The sequence below is a fragment of the Streptomyces sp. NPDC030165 genome (genome assembly GCF_055573595.1).
Window position 1 is genome coordinate 4,264 of sequence record NZ_JBVIBD010000059.1, and the last position, 3,642, is coordinate 7,905.

Here is a 3,642-nt window from a genome sequence, read left to right on the forward strand (position 1 = left end):
ATCGCCGGTACCGAGCCGGTTGCCGATGTCGGTACCGGTCATCTCCGGGTTGTCGGCGAGCCACTGACGAGCGGTACTGACGTGCTCGTCGAAGCTGCCGGTGACCTTCGTCTTGCGGGCGGTACTGCGCCGGGTAGTGCGGGGTGCCCGCCGTACCGGTACCGCTGTCTCGTGCTGCGGCTCCGGCTCCGGTACGGCCTGGAGTTCCGGGCGCGGTACCGCCTGATCCGGTACCGGCAGTTCGCGGGGCCCATCGGCGGTACCGGCGGGCGGTACCGGGACGGTCTCAGGTACCGGTACCGGCTGCTGCTCGACCGTGACGCGGGGGGCTTCCTCGGTGGGCACCGCGGGCGGTACCGGTACCGCCTTGGCGGCCGGTACCGCGAGGGTGTGCACCCGCCAGATCACGAGCGGTACCAGAAGCGACACCGCCGCCACGAGCGGTACCGACACCGTCGCCACGCGGGCCTCCAGCATGTGCGCGGCGATCTGAGCGGTACCCATCAGCACGAGCGACAGGGCGATGTCCCGGCCGCGGGACCGGCGGATCGCCGCGACCACGTACACGTCGATGGCGAGCGGCAGCAGTACCGCCACCGGTACCGCCGCCCCGATGGCGCGGGCGAGCTGGTACTCGGCGTAGGCGGTGAAGCCGACGCCGGCCGCGAGCGACACCGCGACGAGCGGGTCCCAGCGGTGACGGGTCGTCTTCGGCACGGGTGGTTCCTTTCGATCAGGGGGTGTGGCCGGTGACGGCGGCGGTGATGACGAACGCGAGAATGATGATCGGGACGACCACTCCGAAGATCAGGGAGAAGGCGCGCATCACACCCGCCCCCCGATCGCCAGCCCGGCGGCGATGACCGCGGGCGCGGCGGTGAACTTGAGCAGCCGCCCGGCAGCCTGGAGGCGCCGCATCTTGGCGTCGGCGATCTGCGACAGCGCGATCAGCTCGTGATACGGGTCGGCGGTCACGTGCAGCGCCTGGATCAACTGCTCGCGGTCACACGTCGCGTAATGGATGAAGTTGCTGGTACCGCCGCCGTCGAGGCGCGGCAGCACCACGTCGAGCAGCAGCCAAGCGGCGGCACCGGCCATGAGTACGGCGACCACTGTGGCGACGGCGGTCGGCCAGCCGCGATGGAACAGCGCCCCGGCGTTCGACGCGAGCAGCCCCGCAACGATCGCCAGCGCGGCGAACCACGTGGACGCCTTGGAGTCCGCGCGGGCGATCTCGGCGCGGACCCGGTCTATTTCCGCCTCGACGCGGGTGGGCGCGGGTTGGATGGTGGTCACGATGCCTCCGGCCCGTAGCGGCGGGCGAAAGCCGCGACGTCCGTGTACATGGCCCGCGCTTCGTCGGCGGTGAGGCCGGGCTGCAGGTACCACGCCCAGGCGTCGGCGTAGGGCGCTCCGGTCGCGGCCCGCAGCATCAGTTCGATGATGGCGCCGACGACGTAATAGGCGGTGTGCGCTGCCTTCTTGGCGACCGCGCCGGGACCACCGGGCCGGTCAGTGTCGGGCAGCTTCCAGTCGACGTTGGCGACGTACTCGGCGGCGGCCTCGGCGTGCGCAGCGACCTGCTCACCGGTCAGCGCCTCACCCGCAGCGCCCCACCACAGGCGGCCCTCGGGGTACTTCTCCTCGTAGAGGGCATGGGCCCGGTCGATGAGGGTCTGCTTGGTCTCGGTCATTGCTGTCCTCGCGTTTCAGGTGCGGAGGTGGGCAGGTGCTTGCTGTGGTCCGTGGCCAGGGCGCGCAGCCGCTCCAGCTCGTCGGGGCTGGTGCCGCGGGCCCGGATGGAGACGGTGCAGCCCTTGGCGGGGCAGATGTAGACGGTGGTGCGCAGCCGCTGCCCGACTTCGCTGGCGAGGGACGCGCCGCTGGCGAACGTGGCCGCGACGACGATCCCGATAGCGACGGCACTCAGACCGCGGTCGGCGAACTGGACGGCCAGGGTGGCGGCGGTGGTAGCGGTGACAGCGAGGATGATGACCTCGGCGAACACGGCCTTGCGAACAGTGCGCGGGGCGGTCGTCATGACGCCTCCGTGACCTTGATGGGCACGCCGCGGTCGTCGCGGCGGTAGACGCGGGCCTCGTTGATCCGCATCTTGCGTTCGACGGCGTCCTGCAGGTCGACGCCCGTCATGTCGGCGAGCGCGACGAGGAAGAGCTGGATGTCGGCGAGTTCCTCGGCGAAGTCCGGCAGGTTCCTGCGCCAGGCGGTGAAGGCTTCGCCGACCTCAGCGGTCAGCAGAGCGAACTCCAGAGGCACGTCGGTGGTGTTCAGGCCCTTGGCGTGCTTGTTGGCGACCGCGGTGGCCTGAATGGCGCGCAGATCCATCACGTCGCCTCCGGCCGGGGTGTCGAGTGGCAGTCGGCGGCGTGCTCATTGGCCTTGTCGCGGGCTTCACGCCGTTCGCGGTAGCCGCGCTCGTTGTAGGAGTCACCGTCCCGGCCTGCAGAGAGGCAGCCGAGGCAGCGCCAGTTGAAGCCGTCGATCTCGTAAGGCCGCCGGGCCGCATACGGTGCGCCGCGGCGGTCAAAGCGCGCGGCGAAGCGCAGCGTGTGAACTTCGACGATGGCGTCGCATCGGGTGCGGAACCGCATCACCACGTCGGCGGGCCATGTCTCAACCGGCTCGGCAGCGGGCGCTTCCAGCGCAGGCTCGGGCTCAGCGGGGCGGCGGAACAGGCGGGTCATCATCACGCCCACCTCCGCCCGGCGTCGGGCCGCATCGCGATCCACACGAGGGTGGCGGCGAGCGCGCCGCCCGCGGCGAGCGGCGTCGACAGCAGCCACCCGACCGCGGTAAACACGGCGGCCGGCAGAGCCGGGCAGGCGACCACCAGCGCGACGGTCAGGGCCAGGGCAACCCAGGCGGCGGGACGCATCACGCACCCCCGCCCTGGTCCGCGCCGTACAGCTCGTCGGACAGCTGCGGCTCGCCGGGGTGCCGGCGATCGTAGCGAGCGGCCTCGGCGTACAGCCGCAGCTGCTCGAAGGGGTCGTCGCTGGAGTGGTAGGCGGTGACCAGGTTCGCGCGGTAGTCGTGGATGGCGTCGTAGTCGGCGACGTCGGGCAGCTCGTACAGCTCGGCGACCGTCATCGGGAGACTCCTGTCGAGTCGATATGTCGATACGAGTGGATGGCCGGGCCCGGCGGCGCGGGCCCGGGGCGGGTCAGGTCAGGCCGTCGGCGTCCGGCTCGGGCTCCGTCTCGCGGGCCTCAGAGCCGTGCTGGCGGGCGTATGCCTGGATGGCGTGGGGCCGGTAGTCGGCGAAGAACAGGGCGACCAGGGCGTCGTCCCAGTAGCCGAGGAAGATGTCGTCGATGTCGGCGACCAGCTGCGGGTCGGGCTGCGAAGCGCTCACGACGCCACCTCCTGCGGCGTCCACGGCAGCGGCAGACCGTCACCGACGGCGCGCGGGATGAAATGGGCGTGCGCGTGCCGGATGCTCTGAGTCGCCTCGACACCCTCGGAGATCACGAGGTTGAAGGGCTGGCCCGTGGCGGCCGCGTACTCGGCGGCCCGCTGGAAGACGGCGCCGGTCACCATGGGGTCTTCGGCCGGGCCGTCCACATGCCCCCGCGGGATCACCAGGACGTGCCCCTTGGTCACCGGTTCGATCGGCACGAT

General features: G+C 71.3%; 10 protein-coding genes. All 10 read right to left on the bottom strand.

Annotated features, from left to right (window positions below; all coding sequences use genetic code 11):
- Window positions 1–717 (bottom strand): hypothetical protein (locus ACZ4Z1_RS42010; protein ID WP_468491992.1); only part of this gene is annotated, 717 nt, incomplete at its 3' end.
- A gap of 108 nt (window positions 718–825) precedes the next feature.
- On the bottom strand, window positions 826–1,296 hold the full coding sequence (locus tag ACZ4Z1_RS42015; protein ID WP_468491993.1) for a Pycsar system effector family protein: 471 nt from the start codon (window positions 1,294–1,296) through the stop codon (window positions 826–828).
- Complete coding sequence (locus ACZ4Z1_RS42020) at window positions 1,293–1,694, bottom strand: hypothetical protein (RefSeq protein WP_468491994.1); 402 nt, start codon at window positions 1,692–1,694, stop codon at window positions 1,293–1,295. The genes ACZ4Z1_RS42015 and ACZ4Z1_RS42020 overlap by 4 nt, the downstream gene beginning before the upstream one ends.
- On the bottom strand, window positions 1,691–2,041 hold the full coding sequence (locus tag ACZ4Z1_RS42025; protein WP_468491995.1) for a hypothetical protein: 351 nt from the start codon (window positions 2,039–2,041) through the stop codon (window positions 1,691–1,693). Before ACZ4Z1_RS42025 ends, ACZ4Z1_RS42020 begins: the two co-directional genes overlap by 4 nt.
- Window positions 2,038–2,346, bottom strand: a complete 309-nt coding sequence (locus tag ACZ4Z1_RS42030) for a MazG-like family protein (RefSeq protein WP_468491996.1) — start codon at window positions 2,344–2,346, stop codon at window positions 2,038–2,040. The genes ACZ4Z1_RS42025 and ACZ4Z1_RS42030 overlap by 4 nt, the downstream gene beginning before the upstream one ends.
- Window positions 2,346–2,708: a hypothetical protein gene (locus tag ACZ4Z1_RS42035; protein ID WP_468491997.1), complete on the bottom strand. Its 363-nt coding sequence runs from the start codon at window positions 2,706–2,708 to the stop codon at window positions 2,346–2,348. The genes ACZ4Z1_RS42030 and ACZ4Z1_RS42035 overlap by 1 nt, the downstream gene beginning before the upstream one ends.
- Window positions 2,708–2,899, bottom strand: a complete 192-nt coding sequence (locus tag ACZ4Z1_RS42040; RefSeq protein WP_468491998.1) for a hypothetical protein — start codon at window positions 2,897–2,899, stop codon at window positions 2,708–2,710. Before ACZ4Z1_RS42040 ends, ACZ4Z1_RS42035 begins: the two co-directional genes overlap by 1 nt.
- Complete coding sequence (locus ACZ4Z1_RS42045) at window positions 2,896–3,111, bottom strand: hypothetical protein (RefSeq protein ID WP_468491999.1); 216 nt, start codon at window positions 3,109–3,111, stop codon at window positions 2,896–2,898. The genes ACZ4Z1_RS42040 and ACZ4Z1_RS42045 overlap by 4 nt, the downstream gene beginning before the upstream one ends.
- A 73-nt stretch (window positions 3,112–3,184) precedes the next feature.
- The gene (locus tag ACZ4Z1_RS42050) at window positions 3,185–3,376 is read right to left on the bottom strand and encodes a hypothetical protein (protein ID WP_468492000.1); all 192 of its coding nucleotides are present in this window, start codon (window positions 3,374–3,376) and stop codon (window positions 3,185–3,187) included.
- On the bottom strand, window positions 3,373–3,642 hold a 270-nt coding region (locus ACZ4Z1_RS42055; protein WP_468492001.1), incomplete at its 5' end, for an HIT family protein. The genes ACZ4Z1_RS42050 and ACZ4Z1_RS42055, both read right to left, overlap by 4 nt.

Coding starts and splice junctions, on each gene's coding strand:
- ACZ4Z1_RS42035 (WP_468491997.1), bottom strand. CDS start 2,708: ATGATGACCCGCCTGTTCCGCCGCCCCGCTGAGCCCGAGCCTGCGCTG.
- ACZ4Z1_RS42020 (WP_468491994.1), bottom strand. CDS start 1,694: ATGACCGAGACCAAGCAGACCCTCATCGACCGGGCCCATGCCCTCTAC.
- ACZ4Z1_RS42030 (WP_468491996.1), bottom strand. CDS start 2,346: ATGGATCTGCGCGCCATTCAGGCCACCGCGGTCGCCAACAAGCACGCC.
- ACZ4Z1_RS42025 (WP_468491995.1), bottom strand. CDS start 2,041: ATGACGACCGCCCCGCGCACTGTTCGCAAGGCCGTGTTCGCCGAGGTC.
- ACZ4Z1_RS42045 (WP_468491999.1), bottom strand. CDS start 3,111: ATGACGGTCGCCGAGCTGTACGAGCTGCCCGACGTCGCCGACTACGAC.